Source organism: Aminobacter sp. P4_D5 (assembly GCF_056401815.1).
In genome coordinates this window covers 1-19,884 of sequence record NZ_JBFUIP010000075.1, presented here as the reverse complement: position 1 = coordinate 19,884, position 19,884 = coordinate 1, and the positions used below count along the sequence as shown (strand labels likewise).

Annotated in this window: 24 protein-coding genes; 19 read left to right on the top strand and 5 right to left on the bottom strand. The window is 59.6% G+C overall.

Annotated features, from left to right (window positions below):
• Positions 1-50 precede the first annotated feature (50 nt).
• Complete coding sequence (locus tag AC1DWF_RS17285; protein ID WP_476782385.1) at positions 51-203, bottom strand: hypothetical protein; 153 nt, start codon at positions 201-203, stop codon at positions 51-53.
• A 205-nt stretch (positions 204-408) separates the two neighbouring features.
• Here AC1DWF_RS17285 and coaD point away from each other — a divergent pair, with 205 nt between their 5' ends.
• The 9 genes from coaD (at position 409) to AC1DWF_RS17240 (ending at position 7,603) form a co-directional block, all read left to right on the top strand.
• Complete coding sequence (gene coaD, locus AC1DWF_RS17280; protein ID WP_476782386.1) at positions 409-909, top strand: pantetheine-phosphate adenylyltransferase; 501 nt, start codon at positions 409-411, stop codon at positions 907-909.
• 17 nt (positions 910-926) lie between these two features.
• The gene (locus AC1DWF_RS17275; RefSeq protein WP_476787544.1) at positions 927-1,514 is read left to right on the top strand and encodes a peptidylprolyl isomerase; all 588 of its coding nucleotides are present in this window, start codon (positions 927-929) and stop codon (positions 1,512-1,514) included.
• Between the two features lie 28 nt (positions 1,515-1,542).
• Positions 1,543-2,058, top strand: coding sequence for a peptidylprolyl isomerase (locus AC1DWF_RS17270; RefSeq protein WP_476786823.1), 516 nt, complete (start codon positions 1,543-1,545; stop codon positions 2,056-2,058).
• A 6-nt stretch (positions 2,059-2,064) separates the two neighbouring features.
• Positions 2,065-2,514 carry a DMT family transporter gene (locus AC1DWF_RS17265; protein WP_476786822.1) on the top strand — a complete coding sequence of 150 codons (450 nt, stop codon included), beginning with the start codon at positions 2,065-2,067 and terminating at the stop codon, positions 2,512-2,514.
• A complete protein-coding gene (gene queA / locus AC1DWF_RS17260) occupies positions 2,514-3,590 on the top strand; it encodes a tRNA preQ1(34) S-adenosylmethionine ribosyltransferase-isomerase QueA (protein ID WP_476786821.1) in 1,077 nt (358 codons plus the stop codon). Before AC1DWF_RS17265 ends, queA begins: the two co-directional genes overlap by 1 nt.
• The gene (gene tgt, locus AC1DWF_RS17255; RefSeq protein ID WP_476787543.1) at positions 3,587-4,723 is read left to right on the top strand and encodes a tRNA guanosine(34) transglycosylase Tgt; all 1,137 of its coding nucleotides are present in this window, start codon (positions 3,587-3,589) and stop codon (positions 4,721-4,723) included. Before queA ends, tgt begins: the two co-directional genes overlap by 4 nt.
• An 86-nt stretch (positions 4,724-4,809) precedes the next feature.
• On the top strand, positions 4,810-5,784 hold the full coding sequence (locus tag AC1DWF_RS17250) for a threo-3-hydroxy-L-aspartate ammonia-lyase (RefSeq protein ID WP_476786882.1): 975 nt from the start codon (positions 4,810-4,812) through the stop codon (positions 5,782-5,784).
• A 188-nt stretch (positions 5,785-5,972) separates the two neighbouring features.
• Complete coding sequence (locus AC1DWF_RS17245) at positions 5,973-6,731, top strand: class I SAM-dependent methyltransferase (RefSeq protein ID WP_476787542.1); 759 nt, start codon at positions 5,973-5,975, stop codon at positions 6,729-6,731.
• Between the two features lie 143 nt (positions 6,732-6,874).
• Positions 6,875-7,603: an oxygen-binding di-iron domain-containing protein gene (locus AC1DWF_RS17240; protein ID WP_476787541.1), complete on the top strand. Its 729-nt coding sequence runs from the start codon at positions 6,875-6,877 to the stop codon at positions 7,601-7,603.
• Positions 7,604-7,610: 7 nt separating this feature from the next.
• On the opposite strand, the gene AC1DWF_RS17235 is transcribed toward AC1DWF_RS17240, so the two are convergent.
• Positions 7,611-8,024, bottom strand: coding sequence for a DUF4864 domain-containing protein (locus tag AC1DWF_RS17235; RefSeq protein ID WP_476784966.1), 414 nt, complete (start codon positions 8,022-8,024; stop codon positions 7,611-7,613).
• A gap of 193 nt (positions 8,025-8,217) precedes the next feature.
• On the opposite strand from AC1DWF_RS17235, the gene AC1DWF_RS17230 reads away from it, so the two are divergent.
• From AC1DWF_RS17230 to AC1DWF_RS17200, 7 genes are all read left to right on the top strand, one after another.
• On the top strand, positions 8,218-8,454 hold the full coding sequence (locus AC1DWF_RS17230) for an Lrp/AsnC ligand binding domain-containing protein (protein ID WP_109576006.1): 237 nt from the start codon (positions 8,218-8,220) through the stop codon (positions 8,452-8,454).
• Between the two features lie 154 nt (positions 8,455-8,608).
• Entirely contained in the window at positions 8,609-10,021 is a 1,413-nt protein-coding gene (locus AC1DWF_RS17225) for a circularly permuted type 2 ATP-grasp protein (RefSeq protein ID WP_476787540.1), read from the top strand.
• A gap of 17 nt (positions 10,022-10,038) precedes the next feature.
• Positions 10,039-10,980, top strand: coding sequence for an alpha-E domain-containing protein (locus AC1DWF_RS17220; RefSeq protein WP_476784963.1), 942 nt, complete (start codon positions 10,039-10,041; stop codon positions 10,978-10,980).
• Between the two features lie 12 nt (positions 10,981-10,992).
• Positions 10,993-11,787, top strand: coding sequence for a transglutaminase family protein (locus AC1DWF_RS17215; RefSeq protein ID WP_476784962.1), 795 nt, complete (start codon positions 10,993-10,995; stop codon positions 11,785-11,787).
• Positions 11,788-11,820: 33 nt separating this feature from the next.
• Complete coding sequence (locus AC1DWF_RS17210; RefSeq protein WP_476784961.1) at positions 11,821-12,552, top strand: proteasome-type protease; 732 nt, start codon at positions 11,821-11,823, stop codon at positions 12,550-12,552.
• Between the two features lie 39 nt (positions 12,553-12,591).
• A complete protein-coding gene (locus AC1DWF_RS17205) occupies positions 12,592-14,004 on the top strand; it encodes a pyridoxal phosphate-dependent decarboxylase family protein (protein WP_476787539.1) in 1,413 nt (470 codons plus the stop codon).
• 94 nt (positions 14,005-14,098) lie between these two features.
• Entirely contained in the window at positions 14,099-14,875 is a 777-nt protein-coding gene (locus AC1DWF_RS17200; protein WP_476782438.1) for a DeoR/GlpR family DNA-binding transcription regulator, read from the top strand.
• A 47-nt stretch (positions 14,876-14,922) separates the two neighbouring features.
• Here the strand turns inward: AC1DWF_RS17200 and AC1DWF_RS17195 are convergent.
• From AC1DWF_RS17195 to AC1DWF_RS17185, 3 genes are all read right to left on the bottom strand, one after another.
• A protein-coding gene (locus AC1DWF_RS17195; RefSeq protein WP_476782427.1) for an IS630 family transposase occupies positions 14,923-15,877 on the bottom strand; the annotation gives its coding sequence in 2 pieces (ribosomal slippage) (positions 14,923-15,550 and positions 15,549-15,877; 957 coding nt in all).
• An 82-nt stretch (positions 15,878-15,959) separates the two neighbouring features.
• The gene (locus AC1DWF_RS17190) at positions 15,960-16,481 is read right to left on the bottom strand and encodes a BA14K family protein (RefSeq protein WP_476788884.1); all 522 of its coding nucleotides are present in this window, start codon (positions 16,479-16,481) and stop codon (positions 15,960-15,962) included.
• Positions 16,482-16,584: 103 nt separating this feature from the next.
• Positions 16,585-17,127: a BA14K family protein gene (locus tag AC1DWF_RS17185; RefSeq protein WP_476841869.1), complete on the bottom strand. Its 543-nt coding sequence runs from the start codon at positions 17,125-17,127 to the stop codon at positions 16,585-16,587.
• 240 nt (positions 17,128-17,367) lie between these two features.
• Between AC1DWF_RS17185 and AC1DWF_RS17180 the strand changes: the two genes are divergently transcribed.
• The 3 genes from AC1DWF_RS17180 to AC1DWF_RS17170 form a co-directional block, all read left to right on the top strand.
• Positions 17,368-17,754: a GtrA family protein gene (locus AC1DWF_RS17180; protein WP_476786978.1), complete on the top strand. Its 387-nt coding sequence runs from the start codon at positions 17,368-17,370 to the stop codon at positions 17,752-17,754.
• Positions 17,747-18,706, top strand: a complete 960-nt coding sequence (locus tag AC1DWF_RS17175; protein ID WP_476788883.1) for a glycosyltransferase family 2 protein — start codon at positions 17,747-17,749, stop codon at positions 18,704-18,706. The genes AC1DWF_RS17180 and AC1DWF_RS17175 overlap by 8 nt, the downstream gene beginning before the upstream one ends.
• Positions 18,703-19,884, top strand: a 1,182-nt coding sequence (locus tag AC1DWF_RS17170; RefSeq protein WP_476841868.1) for a DUF6056 family protein, incomplete at its 3' end; no start/stop codon positions are given. The genes AC1DWF_RS17175 and AC1DWF_RS17170, both read left to right, overlap by 4 nt.

Sequence of the window (19,884 nt, the reverse complement as noted above, 5' to 3'; positions counted from 1 at the left end):
GAAAGAAGCGGCGCCGAGGCGCCGCTTTTGCCTGGAGGGGCAGAAACTGTTCAAAGCGGGGTGCGCGGGTTGCGCCAGCCGGGAAGTTGGATGCGCGAGGTTTGCACCTTGGTGCGAACGCGATGTGCCTCATGATGGAGGCTGAAAGCAGTGGCAACGAGCATGGCTACGGTCATGGCGGTGGCGAGCAAATAGATCATCATGGCGCTGTCCTCCTGCTCGAAACAACGGACGAGACGCCGTTTGGTTTCATCGACTATGGAGATGGTTTATTCACATCCGCTTGAACTGATCCTGAAATTGCCGTTCATGGCGCATTCATTTCGTAAACCAATCGCCGGCCCCAAGAGGGTCACGTGGCGGCAAAGTGCGCTTCCACCTTCGGCGCCGATGTTCTAGAAGCAGCCTATGATTGATCGCATTGCCATCTACGCCGGGTCCTTCGACCCGCTCACCAACGGCCATCTCGACGTGCTCAAGGCGTCGCTGGCTGTGGCCGACGTCGTTTATGCTGCAATAGGCATTCACCCCGGCAAGAAGCCGCTGTTTTCGTTCGAAGAACGCGTGGCGCTGATCGAAGAAGCGACGAAAGCCGAATTCGGCGAAGATGGCGGCCGCATCAAGGTCGTCGCCTTCGACGGGCTGGTGATAGATGCGGCGCACAAGCATGGCGCCTCGATCATGATCCGCGGCCTGCGCGACGGCACAGACCTCGACTACGAGATGCAGATGGCGGGCATGAACGAGACCATGGCGCCGGAACTGCAGACGGTTTTCCTGCCCGCGAGCCCTTCGGTTCGCACGATTACTGCCACACTTGTCCGCCAGATAGCCTCGATGGGCGGCGACATCCGTCCTTTCGTACCAGCGGCAGTCGCCGGTGCGCTTACGGCCAAATTCGCGAAATAATTTCGGAGTATCGGAAAATGCAGCTCAGGAAGCTTGCCTCGTCCTTCGTTGTCCTCGCCGGCCTGCTGGCCGGATCGGTTGCGGCCTTTGCCGCTGAGCCGGAGAACACGATGATCATCACGCTCAAGGGTGGCGACGTGACGGTGGCGCTGCGCCCCGACCTGGCACCCAAGCATGTCGCCCAGATCAAGGAGTTGGTGCGTGAAGGCGCTTATGACAATGTCGCCTTCCACCGTGTCATCGACGGCTTCATGGCCCAGACCGGCGACGTCGAGTTCGGCGACATGAAGGACGGCTACAATGCCGCCCGCGCCGGCACCGGCGGCTCGAAGCTGCCCGACCTGCCGGCTGAGTTCTCCAAGGAGAACTTCAAGCGCGGCGTCGTCGGCATGGCGCGTTCGCAGGACCCGAATTCGGCGAACTCGCAGTTCTTCATCATGTTTGACACCGCATCCTCGCTCGACGGCGAATACACCATCGTCGGCGACGTCGAGAAGGGCATGGAACTTGTCGACGGCATCAAGAAAGGCAATGCGGCTGACAACGGGTCCGTCAGCGACCCCGACCGCATGATCAAGGTCCGCATCGCTGCGGACGCCAAGTAAACCTAAAACGAAAAGAGGATTATTCATCATGGCCGAGATCAAGGATCGCGAAAACGCGCTGATCATGGAAACCACCAAGGGCAAAGTGGTCATCGAACTTCTGCCGGACCTGGCGCCCGGCCATGTCGGCCGCATCAAGGAACTGGCACGCGAAGGCGCATATGACGGCGTCGTGTTCCACCGCGTCATCGACGGCTTCATGGCGCAGACCGGCGACGTCAAGTTCGGCAAGTCGGGTGGCAAGGACTTCAACCCCAGCCGCGCCGGCATGGGCGGTTCGGACAAGGCTGACCTGAAGGCCGAGTTCTCCAACATGAACCACGCCCGCGGCACCTGCTCGATGGCGCGTTCGCAGAACCCGAACTCGGCCAACTCACAGTTCTTCATCTGCTTCGACGATGCCGGTTTCCTCAACCGCCAGTACACGGTGTGGGGCCAGGTCATCGAAGGCATGGAAAATGTCGACAAGATCAAGCGCGGCGAGCCGGTGCAGGATCCCGACAAGATCGTGTCGCTGAAGGTCGCTGCGGATATCGCGGAGTAATATGCAATGACGGGCGTTCTCTGGTCGCTTCTCGGCGTGCTGGCGGGCGCCTTCATTGCCATTCAGGCACCGATCAATTCGCAGCTGGCGCGTGGGCTCGGTGTGCCCGTCGCGGCGGCTGCGATTTCGTTTCTCGCCGGCGCGGTCGTGCTTGGCATCGTCACCTTGGTGACCACGCGGGCGCAGGGTGTTGCCATCGACTGGCGCGCGCCCGCGCCCTGGCTATTCGTGGCCGGCGGCGCGCTCGGCGCGGTCTATGTCACGAGTTCGGTGCTGCTGACGCCGCGCATCGGCGCTGCGGCACTGATGGCATTTCTGGTTGCGGGGCAATTGTTGGCTGGAATGCTTGTTGACAGGGCCGGCTATCTTGGCGTGGCCGTCCGCGAAATCTCCATGGGCCGCATCGTCGGTGCCATGCTTTTGCTCGCTGGAGCAATGATGATCCGTATCTACTGATGCGTGTTGACCTTTTCGATTTCGAGCTTCCCGAAGAACGGATCGCGCTGCGCCCGGCCGAACCGCGCGATTCTGCGCGCATGCTGGTGGTGCGGCCCGCGGAACTGCTCGCTGATCTGAGCGTTATCGACCTGCCATCACTGCTTGAACCGGGCGACGTGCTGGTGCTCAACGACACGCGCGTGATCCCGGCGCAACTCAAGGGTACACGCGTGCGCGGCGAGGCCTCGGCCCATGTCGACGCAACGCTGCATATGCGCGTTGGTCCCGACCGCTGGCTCGCCTTCATGCGGCCCGGCAAGCGGGTTGCCGTCGGCGACCGCATTCATTTCGGCCATAGCGGCGAGGTCTGCGCCATCGGCCAGCTCGACGCCATGGTGATCGAAAAGGGCGAGGCGGGCGAGGCTTTACTGGCCTTCGATTTCTCGGGTGCCGCACTCGACGAGGCGCTGCACGCGGTGGGACACATTCCGCTGCCGCCCTATATCGCTTCGAAACGTCCCGACGATGCACGCGACCGTGAGGACTACCAGACGGTCTATGCCAGGGAGGAGGGCGCTGTCGCAGCCCCTACTGCCGGACTTCATTTCACGCCTGAGCTGTTTGCCCAGCTGGACGCCAAGGGCGTCGAACGCCAATTCGTGACCCTGCATGTCGGTGCTGGCACCTTCCTGCCGGTCAAGGCCGACGATACGGCCGAGCACAAGATGCATTCGGAGATCGGGCATGTCTCCGAAGAGACCGCGCGGGCGCTGAGCGCGGCCAAGGCACGGGGCAACCGCATCATCGCTGTCGGTACCACCTCGCTTCGGCTGATGGAGAGCGCGGCGCGCGCCGACGGCACCATCGCCGCATGGTCTGGCCCGACCGACATCTTCATCACACCCGGCTACCGCTTCAAATTCGTCGATGCGCTGATGACCAATTTCCATTTGCCGCGCTCGACCTTGTTCATGCTGGTATCGGCCTTTTGCGGGCTCGAACGCATGCATGAAGTCTATGCGCACGCCATTTCCAGCGGCTAYCGCTTTTATTCCTATGGCGATGCCAGCCTGCTGTTCAGGAACGACCGATGAGTGAAGAGTTCAAGTTCAACGTACTTGCCACCGACGGCAAGGCGCGGCGCGGCGAAATCACCATGCCGCGCGGTACCATCCGCACGCCGGCCTTCATGCCTGTGGGCACCGGCGGCACGGTCAAGGCGATGTATATGGACCAGGTGCGCGGCGTCGGCGCCGACATCATCCTGGGCAACACCTATCATTTGATGCTCAGGCCAGGTGCCGAGCGGGTGGCCCGGCTTGGCGGCCTGCACGAATTCGCCCGCTGGCCGTATCCGATCCTGACCGACTCCGGCGGTTTCCAGGTGATGTCGCTGTCCAAGCTGCGCAAACTCAGCGAAAAGGGCGTGACCTTCCGCTCGCACATCGATGGCGCTGCTTACGAAATGTCACCGGAACGCTCGATCGAGATCCAGGGACTGCTCGATTCCGACATCCAGATGCAGCTCGACGAGTGCACCGCATTGCCCGCAACGCCGAAGGAAATCGAGCGCGCAATGGAGCTTTCGCTACGTTGGGCCGAGCGCTGCAAGACAGCCTTCGGCGACCAGCCGGGCAAGGCGATGTTCGGTATCGTCCAGGGCGGCGACATCCCTGACATGCGCGTGCGCTCTGCCCAGGCGCTGAAGGGGCTCGACCTCAAGGGCTATGCTGTGGGCGGTCTGGCGGTCGGCGAGCCGCAGGCGGTCATGCTCGATATGCTCGACATCACCTGCCCGGAACTGCCTGCGGAAAAGCCGCGCTATCTGATGGGCGTCGGCACGCCCGACGATATCATCAAATCGGTGGCGCGCGGCATCGACATGTTCGACTGCGTCATGCCGACCCGCGCCGGCCGCCACGGCCTCGCCTATACCCGTCGCGGCAAGGTCAACCTGCGCAACGCGCGCCATGCCGACGACCCGCGTCCGCTCGATGAGGAAAGCGATTGCCCGGCCGCACGCGCCTACTCCCGCGCCTATCTGCATCATCTGGTGAAGTCGGGCGAGTCGCTGGGCGCGATGCTTTTGACCTGGAATAACCTGTCCTACTATCAGCAGCTCATGAGTGACATCCGCGCGGCGATCGAGGCCGGGCAGTTCGTCGATCGTTCGGCGGAGATCACCGAAGGCTGGGCACGAGGCGATTTGCCGGTACATCCCGGGTAGCGCAAGCCGCGTCTGCCCGAGCGAATACGCCTCTTCAGCAGCAGCCCTTGTGCAGCTACATTGGCTGCATGTCACAGGGGTCCCAAATGATTGCAACGTTGCGAATTCCCACCTTCGAGGATGTACGTGCCGCGCAGGCGCGCATATCAGGCGAGGCGCATCGCACGCCTGTACTGACCTCGCGCACCGCCAATGCGATGGCGGGCGGCGAACTCTTCTTCAAGGCCGAGAACCTGCAGCGGGCCGGCGCGTTCAAGTTCCGAGGCGCCTACAACGCCGTTTCCGCGCTCGATGCGGATGCGCGCCGCAAGGGCGTCGTCGCCTATTCGTCCGGCAACCATGCCCAGGCGCTCGCTTATGCGGCGACGCTGCTTGGCGCACCGTCGGTGATCGTGATGCCCAAGGATGCGCCCGAGATCAAGGTTGCGGCAACCAGGGGCTATGGCGCGGAGGTGGTGTTCTTCGACCGCTACACGGATGACCGCGAGGCGATCGCGCGCGGAATCTCCGATGAGCGTGGCATGGCGATGATTCCACCTTTTGATCATCCTGACGTCATCGCCGGCCAAGGCACGGCGGCACTCGAATTGATCGAGGACGTCGGGCCACTCGATATCCTTATTGCGCCGCTGGGTGGCGGCGGGCTGCTGGCCGGCTGCGCGCTCAGCGCTAAGGCGTTGGCGCCGGGCTGCCGCGTCATCGGCGTCGAGCCGGAGGCCGGCAACGATGGCCAGCAATCGCTGCACAAGGGCGAGGTGGTTCGCATCGCACCGCCGAAGTCGATCGCCGATGGCGCCCTGACGACATTCATCGGCGACCACAATTTCCCGATCCTGCAGGCCAACGTGGACGACATCGTCACCGTCAGCGACGCGCAACTGGTGTCGACGATGCGTTTCTTTGCCGAACGCATGAAGGTCATCGTCGAGCCGACAGGCTGCCTGGGTGCTGCTGCGGCGCTCAATGGTGTTGTCGACTGCGCGGGAAAGCGCGTCGGCATCGTGCTCAGCGGCGGCAATGTCGATCTCAAGGCATTGAGCGGGTTTTTCGCCGGTTCCTGACATCAGAGGCGGCGGCCGCAGTATTCCTCGGCGCGAGGCGTGGTATCTGCGCCACAGGTTCTGCGCAAAGCTCTCAAGCTGAAGAATTCGCGGCTGGACTGGGCAAGCAATTCCGTCTTATGGCGCGGATCATGCTTGACCTCGCGAAGGTCGGTGACAATTGCTGAAAGTCGGTGAGGCGCGCGCGCATGAACAACAGATACGGAACGCTTGCCTCCTGGGTCTACAATCTCGACAAGCCGGTAGGTCGCTCTTTCGGCGACATCGAATATTATCGTGAACGTCTTTCAGGCTGCGCAGGTCCGGTGCTGGAGCCTGCCGTCGGCAATGGCCGGTTCTTCGTTCCGATGCTGGAAGCCGGGATAGCTATCGAAGGCTTCGACCCATCCGAGGAAATGCTCGGCTATTGCCGCGAGGCTGCCCGGCAGCGATCGCTTGAGGTGCGGCTGTCGCGCCAGACATTCGAGGCCTTTTCCTATGCTCAGAAGTTCGAAGCCATCGTGGTGCCGCTGGGTTCGTTTCAGCTGATCACCGGGCTCGATCAGGCCAAGGCCGTGCTGAAGCGGTTTTACGATCATCTGGCGCCGAATGGCCGGCTGATGATCGACCTCGACGCCATGGGCGGGTTTCTCGGCGCGAGCGGCAATATCCGCAGCTGGACGACCGAGGACGGAGACCTTTTGACGCTGACCGATAACCGCGTCGAAACCGATTTCATCGCGCAAACAACGGTTTCTCAGCTTCGATACGAGCATTGGCGGCATACAAAGCTTGTCGACAGCGAGCTCGAACTGTTCAGCTTGCGCTGGTGGGGCGTCAACGAGTTTGCCATGGCGCTAGGAGAATCCGGCTTCGTAGATGTCGTCGCCTCCGGCAACTATCAATATGGCCGCGCGCCACAAAAGGATGACGAGACCATCAGCTTCGAGGCGCGTCGGCCGGCGTGAATTTTCGATCTCAAGGGTAACTTACAACACGCCAATACCTCGACTTGATCGAAATATTCGCGAACTCTTATCCAAAGCTGACGCTGTATGTCAGGAGGACTGTTTTATAGTCGATGCATGTCTTAACCTCGAAGGAGGCGAAAATGGACATTGTCATCGACGAGATAGCGGCGGATACGTTCAGGCTGTCATGCTATTCGCCTGAGGCCGGTTTCAGTTTTAACCAGTTTGTTGTTCGCGACAGGCAACCACTTCTTTACCACACTGGATTTCTAAAAACGTTTTCGGCGACGCGCGAGGCTGTCGCCACCTTGCTTGATCCCGCTACGCTTCGGTGGATTGGTTTCTCGCATTTTGAGCCGGATGAATGCGGAGCCCTGAACAAATGGCTGGCCATTGCGCCCGGTGCGACAGCTATCACCAGCGTGGTCGGTGCCAGCGTGATGCTGGACGATTACGCGGATCAGCCGGCGCAGGCCCTGATGGACGGCGAGCGCCTGAGTACCGGTGCGCATACGTTTGAATTTCTCTCCACGCCGCATCTGCCTCACGGATGGGACGCAAGCCTTCTCTTCGATGAAACGGAGCGCACGCTGTTTGCGTCCGATTTGTTTCTCCATCAAGGCGCTGGGCCCGCTGTCGTCGAAGCAGATATCGTCGGACCGGCGCGGGAGATGATCGTTTCCACGCTCAAGAGCCCGTTCGCCCATAGCATTCCGTGGACTTCAAGGACGGATGCGATGTTCAAACGACTAATCACGCTTCAACCGAACACGCTTGCGGTAATGCATGGCTCGGCTTTCCGGGGAAATGGAGCGGGGGCTCTTGCTGATCTTTGCGGCGCCCTCGGCGAGCTGTCAGGGTCTGAGTGACTTCGCATCATGTACTCAGCGAGTTCGACGCGCGCAGGCTGACCCCGGTGATGCGCCAGACGCCGTCGGGCTGCAGTTCGAGCGTGTAGACGGCCTCATAGTCCTTGCCGTCCGCACCGACGATGATCACCTGCTGGATGATCGCGGACGGGCTCGTTTCCTTGGACTTGCCGAAGGAAAAACTCTGCGGCTTGTGCACTGGTTTGTAGGCCCCGGTGACCATACTCATGAAGGTGTCTAGTGTGGGGAAGATGCGCTTCACATTGGGCGCGGCGTAGCCATAGGCACCGGCATCGTCGCCGGCGTGAAAAGCATGGAGCTGGCCGGAGATGCTGTCCTGCGCCGCCTTGATCTCGGCATCGCCAGCAAGCGCTGGCAGGGCGAAAAACAGCGAAACAACAATGATTGCCGCACAGCGCATCATGACGTCTCCCACTTCGTGGCGGGCCATTGGCCGGTGCCACCATCACATTGTATCATACGCAAGCGGTGCGGCTGCGGTTTCAGGCGAATGGGCGAATTGTCTCTGGAACGTTGCCAGGCATTGGCTTGAAAGCGCTGGTGCGTTCTGCGACAAGACCGGCAACAAGGGCAGGCCCGGAACGGATAACGCGATGAAGACCTTTTTCGTGCAGATCAAATGCGAACTCGGCAAGGCCTATGAGGTGGCGAGTGCGCTGGCGGATGCCGAGATCGCCTCGGAGATCTACTCGACGGCTGGTAATTTCGACTTGCTGGTGAAGTTCTATGTCGACGACGAGGAAGACATCGGCCACTTCGTMAACGAAAAGGTCCATGCCATCGGCAACATCAGGGACACGTTCACGACCGTGACCTTCCGCGCGTTTTGAGCGTGAAAAGGGCAGGGATGCGCCCAAATCCCCGGCTTTTTGCCAAAATGATGGGCAATTTCCCGAATATGAAGCCGGCTGCGCCTGAAGCCGGCGATTGCGCTTGATTTTCTCCCTGGAGGTCATTTGACTGATCTCAGAGGGGAGTTTGCCAGTGGTCGCGTTCGATGAAATGCTCCCGGCCGAAGCCGGACTCAGACGGCCCTACGAGATTTATGACAGCTGGCTGAAAAACCAGGATCCCGCACGACTTACCGAAAAGATGCGCGATGCCGAGCGGGTATTCCGCAAGACCGGCATCACCTTTGCCGTCTATGGCGAACAGGAAGCTTCAGAACGGCTCATCCCCTTCGACATCGTGCCGCGGATTATTTCCGGCAATGAGTGGCGGCGGCTGACGCAAGGCATCGAGCAACGCGTGCAGGCGCTCAACGCCTTCCTCGACGACATCTATCACCGCCAGGAGATTTTGCGCGCCGGCCGCGTGCCGCGTGAGTTGATCGCCACCAATGAGGCGTTCTTGCCCGAGATGATCGGGGTCAGGCCGCCGGCTGGCGTCTACACCCACATCATCGGCGTCGATATCGTGCGCATCGCCGAGAATGAGTTCTACGTGCTCGAAGACAATGCGCGCACGCCATCCGGTGTCTCCTACATGCTGGAGAACCGCGAGACGATGCTGCAGCTTTTTCCCGAGCTGTTCCAGCGCATCAAGGTGCATCCCGTCGAGAACTACCCGCAGCTGCTGAGGCAGTCGCTTTCGGCGGTGCGGCCAAACGGGGTGAGCGGTACGCCGACGATCGCCGTGCTGACGCCGGGCAGCTTCAACTCGGCTTATTTCGAGCACGCATTCCTGGCCGACCAGATGGGGGTGCAGCTTGTCGAGGGCCAGGACCTGCGCGTTGTCGATGGGCGCGTGGCGATGCGCACCACCGAGGGCTACAAGCAGATCGACGTGCTCTACCGCCGCGTCGACGACGCCTATCTCGATCCGCTGACCTTCAAGCCGGATTCGGCGCTTGGCGTGCCCGGAATCATGGACGTCTACCGCGCTGGCAACATCACCATTGCCAATGCACCGGGCACCGGCATTGCCGACGACAAGGCGATCTACTCCTACATGCCCGAGATCATCGAGTTCTACACCGGGCGCAAGCCGATCCTGGGCAATATCCCGACCTGGCGCTGCTCCGAGCCTGACAGCCTGAAATATGTCCAGGAGCACCTCACCGAGCTGGTGGTCAAGGAAGTGCACGGCTCGGGCGGCTACGGCATGTTGGTCGGGCCGGCTGCCTCCAAGAAGGAATGCGAAGAGTTCTCGAAAAAGCTCGCGGCGCGGCCTTCCAACTACATCGCCCAGCCGACGCTGTCGCTGTCGACCTGCCCGATCCTGACCGAGAAGGGGCTTGCGCCACGCCATGTCGATCTCAGGCCGTTCGTGCTGGTTTCCGACCGTATTCGCATCGTGCCTGGGGGCCTGACGCGCGTGGCGCTCAAGGAAGGGTCACTGGTGGTGAATTCCTCACAAGGGGGCGGAACCAAGGACACCTGGGTTCTGGACGACTAAGGGGACGTTGAGACTTCATGCTTCTGGGACGCACCGCCAACGGCCTCTACTGGATGAACCGCTACATCGAGCGGACCGAGAATATGGCACGGCTGATCGATGCCGGCCTGCGCATAGCGCTGACCCGCAGCCAGGATGCCTCGGAAGAATGGAACTCGGTGCTGCTTTCGGCGGGAGCCGCCAGCGCGTTCGCCGCCAAGCACAGCGACTACACGGCAGAAAACGTCGCCGATTTCCTGCTGCGCGACATGGCCAACCCGTCGAGCGCTGTCGCGGCGATCGAAACGGCCCGAAACAATGCGCGCATGGTGCGCACAGCGCTGACCCGGGAAACCTGGGAGAGCATCAACGAAGCCTGGATGTCGCTGAAGCGCATGCTGGAATCTCCGATCGACCAGCGCGAACTGCCCGGAGTGCTCGACGCGATCAAGCGCGAGACGGCACTCATCCGCGGCTCGTTTTACGGCACCATGCTGCGCAACGAGATCTTCGATTTCGCCCAGCTCGGCACCTATGTCGAACGCGCCGACAACACCGCGCGCATCCTCGACGTCAAATATTACGTGCTGCTGCCGTCGGTTTCGTGGGTGGGCTCGTCGCTCGACAACTACCAGTGGGAGTCGATCTTGCGGTCGGTTGCGGCGCACAGGTCCTATCGCTGGGTCTATGAGGCCGAATACAAGCCGGCCAACATTGCCGAATATCTGATGCTCAATGCGCGCATGCCCCGTTCACTGGCTTTCAGCTACCGGTTCCTCGCCGAGCATCTCAAATACCTCGGTGAGGACTATGGCGCCAAGCACCCCGCGCAAGAGATCGCCGAACGAACCTATGCCAGGCTGCGCGGCACCGAGATCAAGGACATTTTCGAAACCGGTCTGCACGAGTTCCTCGCCGACTTCATTCAGGACAATAATCGGCTGGGCGATCAGGTCGCCCAGGATTTCGGCTTCTATTGATCGGATAGGAAGATGCGGCTCAAGGTCAGCCACAGCACCGAGTACAATTACGACGAGCCGATCCGCTATGGCCTGCAGCGTGTGCGCCTGTGGCCGGTGAGTGGGCCGGCGCAGACGGTGCTGACCTGGACGTTGCGTATCGAAGGCGCGCGCGAGGAAGTGCGATTTCTCGACCAGTTCGGCAATGACACCCGACTGCTCAGCATCGACGGAGAGCCGCACACGATCAGCGTCGTCGCCGAAGGCGAGGTGGAGACCAACGAAACCGCAGGCATTTCGGGGCTGCATCGTGGCTTTGCGCCGCTGTGGCTGTTCGAGCACCAGACACCGCTGACCGCCCCAGGCGCTGCGATCCGCGACCTTGCGGCTGATATCGGGGAGGGTGGCGAACTGGAGCGGCTGCACGCCTTGATGGCGACGATCCAGCAACGCGTGGCCTACGTGACCGGCACGACCGACTCCCGCACAACCGCCGAAGAGGCGCTTGAGAAAGGTACTGGCGTTTGCCAGGACCATGCTCATGTCTTTGCCGCCTCGGCCCGGCTGCTCGGATTTCCGGCGCGTTACGTCAGCGGCTATCTGATGATGAACGATACGATCGAGCAGGTGGCGAGCCACGCCTGGGCGGAGGCCTATGTCAACGGCCTGGGCTGGGTCGGCTTTGACGCTGCCAACGGCGTGTCGCCGGATGGGCGCTATGTGCGCGTGGCTGTGGGGCGCGACTATCGCGAGGCGATGCCGATTTCGGGCATTCTGATCGGGAACGCCCAGGAACGGCTTGCAGTCCACATCACCGTAGAGCAGTAATCCGGCATAGAAGCGTTCGCCGGACTGGAATCGATGACCTATTGCGTCGGCCTGAAGATTGATCGCGGCCTAGTGTTCATGTCGGACACGCGGACCAATGCCGGGGTCGACAGCATCTCGACCTTTCGCAAGATGCGGATCTGGGAGCTACCGGGCGAGCGCGTGGTCGTGCTGATGTCGGCCGGCAATCTTGCCACAACCCAGGCCGTGGTCAGCCTGCTCGACGAACGCACCAAAGCTGCGGCCGAACGCGCGCCGACGCTGCTCGAAGCGCCTTCGATGTACCAGATCGCGCGGCTGGTCGGCGACACGGTCAAGGAAGTGATCGCCCAGTCGGCGCTGGGCGGCCAGACGGCGGATGCGGCATTCAACGCCTCGTTCATCCTGGGCGGCCAGATCAAGGGCAGCGAACCCAGGCTGTTCATGATCTATCCCGAGGGCAATTTCATCGAATGCAGCGACGACACGCCGTTCTTCCAGATCGGCGAGACCAAGTACGGCAAGCCGATCATCGTGCGCGCCTATGACAAGACGATGAGCTTCGCCGAGACGGTCAAGCTGCTTTTGGTATCGTTTGATTCGACGTTGAAATCCAACCTGTCGGTAGGCCTGCCGCTCGACCTGGCTTTCTACGAAAAAGACAGTTTCAAGATCGGCCTGAAGAAGCGGATCGGTGCTGACGATCCCTATTACCGGAGTGTTTCGGAGGGCTGGTCCGACGCGCTGAAGGCGGCGTTTCAGAGCCTGCCCGATTTCATCGAATAGCCGCCAAGTTTGCACACACACCAAGGGGGGACGACGACCATGGACAGCAACGAGTTTCGCCATTGGTCGGTGAAGGCGGCCGAATGGGGCGTCGATTACCGCGCCGGGTTGCGCGACCGGCCGGTACGCCCGGATATCGAACCGGGTAAAATTCTGGGCGCGATTGCCGCCAGTCCGCCCGAAGAGGCCGAGCCGATGGAGGCTATCTTCGCCGACTTCGAGGCGACGATCGTGCCAGGCATGACGCATTGGCAGCATCCGCGTTTTTTTGCCTACTTTCCAGCCAACGCAGCACCCGTTTCAGTGGTGGCGGAATATCTCGTTAGCGCCATGGCTGCCCAGTGCATGCTCTGGCAGACCTCGCCGGCGGCAACGGAACTGGAAACACGCGTCGTCGACTGGCTGCGCCAGGCGCTTGGCCTGCCGGCCGATTTTTCCGGCGTCATCCAGGATTCTGCTTCCTCGGCGACGCTTGCGGCAGTGCTGACCATGCGCGAGCGCGCGCTTAACTGGCAAGGCAACAAATCTGGCCTTTCGGGTGCGCCGCGCCTGCGGATCTACTGTTCGGAGCACGTGCACACCTCCATCGACCGCGCCATCTGGGTTGCGGGAATCGGCGAGGAAAATCTCGTGCGTATTCCGACCGGCGGGCGCTTTCGTGCGATGTCGACTGAGGCACTGGAGGCCGCGATCGCTAAAGATCGCGAGCAGGGCTTTCTGCCGGCGGGCGTGATCGCCTGCGTCGGCGGCACCAGTGTCGGCGGCACCGATGACGTTGCGGCTGTCATGGATGTCGCCAGGTGCCACGGGCTCTACACCCATGTCGACGCGGCCTGGGCCGGTTCCGCGATGATCTGCCCGGAGTTCCGGCACTTCTGGGCCGGGGTCGAGGGTGCGGATTCGATCGTCTTCAACCCGCACAAATGGCTGGGCGCCCAGTTCGACTGCTCGGTCCAGTTCATCCGCGATCCCGAAAGCCTGGTGCGGACGCTGGCTATTCGTCCGGAGTTTTTGAAGACGCACGGCCGTGACGGAATCACCAATTATTCCGAATGGTCGGTGCCGCTCGGCCGGCGTTTCCGAGCGCTGAAGCTGTGGTTCCTACTGCGTGCCCATGGGCTCGAAGGCCTGCGCACAATGATCCGCAACCATGTGTCCTGGAGCGGGAAGCTGGCCGAACGGCTGGGCCACGAGCCCGATTTCGAGATCACCAGCGAGCCGATGCTGTCGCTGTTTTCCTTCCGCCACGTGGCGGCGGGCGTCGCCGATCTCGACGAGCACAATCTCGCGCTGGTCGAAGCGATCAACCGCGATGGGCGCATCTACCTGACCCAGACACGCCTCGATGGCCGCGCCGTGATCCGCTTCCAGGCTGGGCAGTTCGAATCGACGGAGGCCGATATCGACCATGCCTTCCAGGTGATCACCGAGCTCGCCCGCTCCGCGCGGTAGAAGCGAGGCGCTTCGAATTTGCTTTCGAAGCGCCTTTTCACTGCTTTCGTTTTCCCCTATCGTTGGTCAAAACGAAATTCGGGGAATGCTAGAAATGTACCTTTCGCCGCGCCAGTCCGAAATCATCCAGCTCGCCAAGGACAATGGGCGCGTGCTGGTCGACGATCTGGCAACGCATTTCCAGGTCACGCCGCAGACCATCCGCAAGGATCTGAACGATCTTTGCGACCAGCGCCTGCTGAGCCGCATCCATGGCGGGGCGCTGTTTCCCTCCGGTATCGAGAACCTTGAATACGAGGCCCGGCGCAAGATCGCGGCTGACGAAAAGGACGCGATCGGCCAGGCGGCGGCACGCATCATCCCAGACAATGCGTCTCTGTTCGTCAATATCGGCACGACGACGGAAGCCGTTGGCAAGGCGCTGCTAGACCATAAGGGACTGATGGTCATCACCAATAACATCAATGTTGCCAACAGGATGCGGGTTTATCCTGATATGGAAGTGGTGATCGCGGGCGGGGTGGTGCGCGGTTCGGACGGTGGCATCGTCGGCGAAGCGGCGGTCGATTTCATCCGCCAGTTCAAGGTCGACTATGCGGTGATCGGCGCGTCGGCGATYGACCATGACGGCGCGCTGCTCGATTTCGATTTTCGCGAAGTGAAGGTGGCGCAGGCGATCATCGCCAATGCGCGCCATGTCATTTTGGTTTCGGACCGGACCAAGTTCGAGCGCACCGCACCAGTTCGTATCGCCCATCTGTCGCAGATGGACACCTTCATCACTGACCATTGCGACATTCCGAGCATCCGCAAGATCTGCGCGGAATCGGACGTCCATCTCGTCGAAACGAAAAGACCCGCGTCGGAGTGAACGCGGGTCTGATGGAGCCGCAAGCCCTTGCCTAGAGCATCGGACTTTCATGTGAGTCCATATCCTGCTGCGGCGAAGTAGTTTCTGCATTCTGTTGGGGAGAAGAGATTGCAGATATCGCCGATGGCCTGCCACAGGGCGTCGATGGTTCTGATGGCCTTAGCGCGCAGATGCGCCTTGAGCTTGGCGAAGGCCATTTCGATCGGATTGAGATCTGGGCTGTAAGGCGGCAGGAAGAGCAGCCATGCACCTCTGGCCCGGATCGCTGCCTCGGCGGCCGGGCTCTTGTGGGCAGCGAGATTGTCTAAGATGACCACGTCGCCCTTTGCCAGCGTGGGAGCGAGCTGCGTTTCGATGTARGTTTCGAAGATGCGCCGGTTCATCGGCGTGTCGATGACGAAAGGGGCAGTGAGCCCGTGACAGCGCAGCCCGGCGATGAAGGTCTGCGTCTTCCAATGTCCGAACGGTGCCTTTGAACGCAGTCGTTGGCCCTTCAGGCAGCGGCCGCGAAGGCGTGTCATCTTGGTCGTGGTTCCGGTTTCGTCGATGAACACCAGCCGGTGTGGCTCAAGCCGCATCCGCGGCTGACGCCTGGCCTGCCACTGCTGCCGCGCCTTGGAGATGTCGGGACGATCTTGCTCGCTGGCCAACAGCGTTTTTTTTGAAGCGATAGCCGTTCCTRATMAGCCAGCGCGAGATCGAGGCCGGAGCGACCTGGACGTCGGCAGCAGCGGCCAGTTCGGTGGCAAGCTCCGGCATGGTGATGTCATCCTTCGCGGCCACCYGGCCAAGCAGGAACGCACGATGCGGGTCGAGYTTGGAATGGCGGCGACCACCGCTGGCCTTGGGCGCCAAGCTCTYGGTCTTTCGATAGTTCCTCATCAGGATCACGACGAACGAAACCGACACCCCAAAATGTGCCGCCGCCGCATGCCGTGAGTGGCCAGCCTCGACAAACCGCACAACACGTTCACGCAAATCGAGCGAATAGGGCTTGGGCATGGCAAATCACCTCCGCACGGAAGTGAATCATGAACCCCACCTCACGGGAATCCCTCTCGATTCAATCTGAAAGTCCGATGCTCTAGTAGGGCGACCGGCACTGCTGGCGTGGGCCGCTATTGGGCTGGAAGGTGTTGTCCGAAGCCCGATATGACCGGTAGCGATTGTAGCACCACTGGACATGCGAATTGCCGTAGCCGCTGGGCTGGACATATCTCGGCTGGCTGGCGATCGCGCTGCCAACAATGGCGCCGCCAACAAAGGCACCCGCCGGATACCACCAGCCATTGTAGTGACGATAACCCGGACGGTAGTCGCGATACCCATGATAACCGTTGTAATATGCACCCCGGGCTACGGGATGAATATGGGCGTTGGGGTGATAGCGGACGTTCGGATGGTAGTGGACGTTGGGGTGGTAGCGGACGTTGGGGTGGACTTGAACCGGTCGATGCACATATCCACGATAAGCAACATTTTCGATCACAGGGTCGCTCTTCGGCGGCATGGGAAAATAGACCGCGGCGGCGACAGGAACCGCGTTCGCTAGCGCAAACGACGCGGCGATGGCGGTCGCCATCAATCCTGAAATCACCTTGTTCATCGTTGTCTCCTCACAGGGCCTTCGTCCCTTGCCCAATTGACGGTCGGGCTGGGGAGTTTGTTCCTGCAACGCGTGGCGGAGACCGTATCCTTGAGGGTGAGGCCTATCGCGACGGGAGGATTATGAGCGACGCTTGCGATCCTGCCATGGCAAAGCCCCACCGAATGGGTGCGGGTCTCGGTTTGTCGAGCGCYCAGCCATAGGGCGTGTAACATTGCTCGCGCGCGCCATTATAGGGCTGGAAGCTGTTGTTGTAGGCCCGGTATGACCGATAGCGATTGTAGCACCATTGCACATGCGCATAGCCAACGCTGGGGACAACATAGCTGTAAGTCGGCCCTTCGTCATAAAATGAGCTGCCAAAGAGAGCTCCAGGGAAGAAGCCATGATGGAAGTGGTCGTGGTCATGGAAGAAAGCATGGCCGCTTCCGTGCATATCAAAGTCACGACCTCCACGATGGTCGGCAAACGCCATATTGCGCGACGGCCCGGCGTTCATTTGCATGCCGTTGCCGGCAAAATGTCCGCCCGCGCCACCGGAACGCATCATCATTTCCATGCCACGTGCGGCAGCAGGTGCTGCCGATGCCACGGCAAAAGAGGCCATGACAGCCGCGGCCATCAGGCCTGAGGTGATCGTACGCATGATCGTCTCCTCAAGAGAGCTAGTTCAACTGGTACATAAACGTCTGGGAGGGGCAAAACGCCCTGAGGCCAGGCAGAACGAACAGGCCGCAAGGCGGCGTCTGGTGCTGGAGGTGGGGCTGAAAACATGGCGAGCGCATGGGTGTCTGAACTCGCTTTTTGTGGCTCAAGCATATCCGGTTGTGGTTTGAACAGCCGAATGCTAACTGCTTTGGCAATATAAAGAGTTCTCTCGAACTGAATGACGCTCATGCTGAAATCGTCAATCGGCCGCTTTGCAATAGTGGGAGTGATTGCCACCCTAACGCATCTATGCGTGGCGGCATTCTTGCTCAGTCTCGTGCCATCAATGCATGCCGTTGTGGTTAACACCATAGCATTTTGTGTCGCGGTTTTTGTTTCATACTTGGGGCATTCACGATTTACGTTCAAGCGAGAAGGCTCCGCCTGGAAGTATTTCCTCACCAGCGTTATGGGATTGCTAATCAACAACTCCATAGTCATCGCCGCAGGTTTCTTCATTCCATACAAGATGCTGTGTATCGCCGTCGGAACACTCATGGCTCCAGCTTTTGTCTACTTGGTTTCGAGTCGATGGGTATTTCAAAGGCGTCAACAAAATGGATAATCGACCTCAAGTAATATCCAATACCGCACGTATAACAATAATAGTTCCTGTTAAAAACGAAGAAGAATCAATTCCGCATTTCCTAGAGCAATTTACAGCGCGAGTTCCGGGCACGATTGCTCAGTTTAGCTTTCTTTTTATTGATGACGGGTCGACCGACAATACGATTGAGGTGCTTCGGAAAATCTGTCTTGAAGACTCGCGGGTTCATTACCTCAAATTGACGAGGAACTTCGGCAAAGAAGCCGCAATGACTGCCGGCATTGATCACGTCGATTGTGATGCGGCGATCATCATGGATGTCGATCTCCAGGACCCTCCAGAGATCATTCCGGCGCTGATCGAGAATTGGCAAAACGGCTACCATACCGTGTTTGGCGTCCGGTCACGGCGAGACGCCGACACCCGGTCAAAGCGTGTTACGGCTGGTCTTTTTTACCGGGCCTTCAACTCGGCATCACATCTGCCGATTCCTAGCGACGCAGGCGATTTCCGACTCATCAGCAAGAAGGTCATCGAGGCGCTTCGCCTTTTGCCGGAACGCAACAGGTTTATGAAGGGCTTGTTTGCATGGCCTGGCTACTCGTCAATTGGCGTGCCTTATGAAAGGCCAGCCCGAGCCAAAGGCGAAACAAAGTTCAACGTTTGGAAGCTTTGGAATTTCGCAATCGACGGCATCGCCAGTTTCAGTACCGTTCCATTGAGGATATGGACGTACTTTGGAATGGTCGTTTCAGTTGCAGCGCTGCTGTATATGTTGCAAGTTATTTTTAAGACCTTGATCTTTGGCAATGAAACACCAGGATATTCATCGCTCATGGCCGCCATTTTGTTTTTCGGTGGCGTGCAGCTTATTTCCGTTGGCGTTCTCGGTGAGTACATCGGACGGCTGTATATAGAGGCCAAGGGGCGTCCGACATATCTTATTGAAGAAGATTCACGAGCTGTATGAAAGACCTGTTTGTTCAATACTTCGCACGGGCGGACGAAAATAGTTCCCTTTCACCTGCTTTAAGTGCGCTCGCCGCATTGCTGCTGATTATCCTATTCTCAGCAACCATCACCTTCTCTCCCATAAACGGCGAAGATTATGCGCTTGGACTCATCGACAATGGCCAGGGCATTGTCGAGCGTCTTTCTTGGTTTGCCGACCACGCATCACGTCAGTGGTGGGGCTGGAACGCACGACTGGGTGAGATGTTCTCCATTTTCTGGCTGGCAATGCCAAAGGTCTTTTTGAATGTAACAGCAATCTTTTCGCTAGTCATATTTTCCGCCATTACTTCTGTCTTGGCGCTAAAATCAACAAAATTAGACGGGACATTTCTCCTTACGTGGACAATTTCTCTCGCGCTCGTCTATATCCTGTGGCCTCGCTACGAGATTTTTTTCTGGCGCACCACGGTAGCTGGATATTTGCTCCCTCTTATATTCGTCATGCTTCTCGTCGCGATCGTGTCAGTCCGTCCGCTAACCGGGCTTATCTATAACAGCAAGCTGCTGTACGGGCTGAGCGCCTTGTTAGCGATTCTGTGCGGCCTTAGTTTCGAGAACCTGCCGCCGCTTTTGGTTATTTATGTTGCAGCCAATTGGTATTTTTCTGCTGAGGACCGGAGCAGACGGGAATACGCGATGAGGGATGCTGGAATTATTCTAGCATTGTTGGTTGGATGGGTTGCATTGATGCTTGCGCCATCAACTTCTTTTCGCACGCAGTGGTACCGTGATCATCTAGGCTATGCCCCAACGGCCTGGTATTGGTTTCGGAGAGTTGGGGATGTCATCGGCAGGTTTGCAGTATCGTCCGGCATAATATCCGCGCTGGGATTTACGGCCCTTGGTCTGCTTGTCCGAAAGAACGGCATTGAGAGCCAACGCGATATTCTGGTTCTGCTCATACCCGCAGTCCTTTGCGTGATATCGATGGTTGCAGCGCCTTACACGGAGCCTCGTGCTTTCGCATTTGCATGGATTGTTGCGATCGTCACTTGTACGCGATTTTTAATTCAGTTCGCCAACACGAATGCATTTATTGCAATATACATATTTGCGCTGGTAAATGCCGCGGTGACGCTGCCGCTCTACATCGACTTCCACCAACAAGTCAGGGACCGGGACGCCCATATAAGG